The sequence below is a fragment of the Geminocystis sp. CENA526 genome, from assembly GCF_050753365.1.
GTDB lineage: Bacteria > Cyanobacteriota > Cyanobacteriia > Cyanobacteriales > Cyanobacteriaceae > Geminocystis.
On record NZ_JBLZFY010000212.1, the window covers coordinates 1 to 2,737 of the forward strand.

Genomic DNA, 2,737 nt, shown 5'->3' on the forward strand with positions numbered 1-2,737 from the left:
TCTTTATATTTTCTTGTATCCCATTGACAAAAAACATTGAATAGGTTTGTATTCCGCCCTTCATTTCAAACAGATTAGGAATCCAAATATCAATATCGGGATAATTTTGCTTAAATCTAAACATATTAATATTTACAGTAAGGTTTAAGATTTTCCTATTTCTAGTCTTTGATTTTTAGGATCATTCATAGTATTTTTAGTAGTATCTTTGTGGTTTTTGGGAATAAGCCTTCCAGTAATGAAAATAACTACTACAGATGCTGCGGTGGAAGCAGTTACTTCCGCTAAAGCCCCCCCCGGTTGTAACATAGCCAGTCCGGGTAAAAACCATGAGGTAAATCCCCACCAATTTCCATTGACTAAACTTACTCCTGCTGATACATCAATTATTCTGATAATTACTCCAAATATCATAAATCCAATAAAAACTCCCCAAGTTCCAAAGTTGATATAATACTCTAATACTTGTCCTACTCCAACACTTGTACCATCTGCAAATTTTTGTCCGGTAAATAGAGAAACAAGATTACCACTACCGCCAAAGATCGGTTTATCAGCCCAGATTAAACGAGGAATAGGGGCTAATGCCGCTTGCCAAAGAGTTTCACCTTTTGCAAATTTAGCATTCCCTCTTTCAATATTTTCAACAGTTTTCCCTACTAAACCATTCTGATTTAAGCGTGTATCAATGGCTTCTAGATGTTCTTGATTATATATATCTATGATTTCAAAATTAGTAAAGGTATTGATTAATCTTTCTGCTCTTGATTCTAAAGCTTGTCCACCCCAAACAGTAGCTCGAATTTCGCCCCTATCCCTCATATAAGTAACATAAACCGATAAACCTAGCACAAAAACTAAACAAGCAATGACTATTGTTTGCCATTGAGGGCGATAAAAGCTAGAAACAAATACTAAGACGACGGCAGTCGCAGAAGCACCATAACCAATAAATCCCAATGTTATCATCGTGATAATGGGAAGACTACAACTAACAACAATCCAAAAGAGAAAACCCTTTCGATTTTCTTTATACCATTCTCGCCAACAAGCTAAACATAACCCTACCACAATCAAATAAACTCCAGCTACAGAAAAACCTTGTAAACCGGGTATTCTGCCAAGAATAGGGGTAATGACGAGCATAAATATTAACCCTATTTTTAAAAGGTTATTAGGAAGTTGCAAATTGGGTTTTTGCGGAACTTGATTTAACCATTTTGGCTTGAATTTTTTTAATACCCACGAGGATACAATAATACTGCCAATACCAAAACCGATTACGCCATAGACAGTTTCGATAAAACCTGCTGACACTTGGAAATAATTACTTCCTGATTGGAGTAAATAAACACTCTTTGGTTCATACCAAGGAAAACTGTAAATTAACCCCCCTACGAAATGAATCATGGACAAAGTTAGCAAGTAAGCGAAGGGTAAGCCAACGCTAGGAATTTTTTGACTCCACTGACTACGAACAATGGTGAAACAAATTCCTACCCAAATAACTAACCAAATAAGTAAGTCTGATCGATTTTCCATGGGTTTATTTTGATGATAAAGCTAAATATTCCCTAACTATTGTACTGAAATCCGTAGCGACTTCTTGCCAATCTCTCGGTTGATATTCGTGGTAAACTTTTTTGACCATTTCCGCTAATTCTTGACGATGCTCATGGCACCAAAGTAATCGTTTTACAAAAAGTTCTGGGGAGCGAATCGGTAGCACCCAACCAGTTACATCTTCAGTAACTATATCTAGTGCGGAACAGTTAGTGGTAGCTAAAATGGGTAAACCAGCGGCTTGAGCTTGGGATATGACGACAGCAAAACCATCTTCGATACTTGTAAAGATAAATATATCCGCATTGTTATAAAACTGAAATAATTCAGATTCTGTTTGCCGAGGATTCATCTCAATGAAATTAAGTGATTTTTTTGATAAATCGTTACCGTCTGGTGAAATAGCACCGACAAATTGAAACTTAAATTTATCTGAAGTTTGCTGTGCAATTTCTATAAAATCAATGATTCCTTTTCTTAAAGAAAAAGTTCCCACCATCATAATTTTTAATGGCTGTCCCGATAAAATTCTCTGGCATCGTTTTTCTATTATTTCAGCATCAGGACGAAATTGACTTAATTGAGCCCCTAACGGTAGTATTTTTAATTTATTTTGAGAAAATCCCTGTTCAAGAAAAGAATTGTAGGCAAAACTTGATAATACAATAACCTGATCCGCTAATTCATATTCCCTTTTTTCCCTAGCAATAATCCATTCTTCTGGTTTATCTATTTCAATAGATTTACCCAATACTCTACAAGCACGATTTTTTTCTTCCTCTAATAATTTTTTTTGGATTTCAATATGGGATGAACCTCGCACCAAAAATTTAATCGTTTTATTCTCAGATGGAATAGAGTTAAATAATTCTTCGGCAATTCCACTAAAAGAATAAATAGCATTATAATCTTGATGAATTATCTGTTTAGCAACCCATCGAGAAAATAAAGGGGAAAATAAGAAATCCCAACTTTTGAAGGGTAAAAAGGCAGTTAATTTTTGAAAAACACGGGTCAAAATACCATGAAGCAGAAAAGTTTTTACATATTGGGGAAGGATGCCAAATTGAGCGACTATATTTTTGGGATAGTTAGTGAACAAAGTAACATCATGTCCTTGATTGATCAATTCCCTTGCTAAATGAAAAGCATGAAAACGACCATGAACCACGAT

Annotated in this window: 2 protein-coding genes; both read right to left on the reverse strand. The window is 35.1% G+C overall.

Annotated features, from left to right (window positions below; translation table 11 throughout):
* Positions 1-144: 144 nt before the first annotated feature.
* A complete protein-coding gene (locus tag ACN4EE_RS22710) occupies positions 145-1,542 on the reverse strand; it encodes a hypothetical protein (protein WP_431708791.1) in 1,398 nt (465 codons plus the stop codon).
* A 4-nt stretch (positions 1,543-1,546) separates the two neighbouring features.
* The coding region (locus ACN4EE_RS22715) for a glycosyltransferase family 4 protein (RefSeq protein ID WP_431708792.1) at positions 1,547-2,737 on the reverse strand (1,191 nt) is incomplete at its 5' end.

Coding starts and splice junctions, on each gene's coding strand:
- ACN4EE_RS22710 (WP_431708791.1), bottom strand. CDS start 1,542: ATGGAAAATCGATCAGACTTACTTATTTGGTTAGTTATTTGGGTAGGA.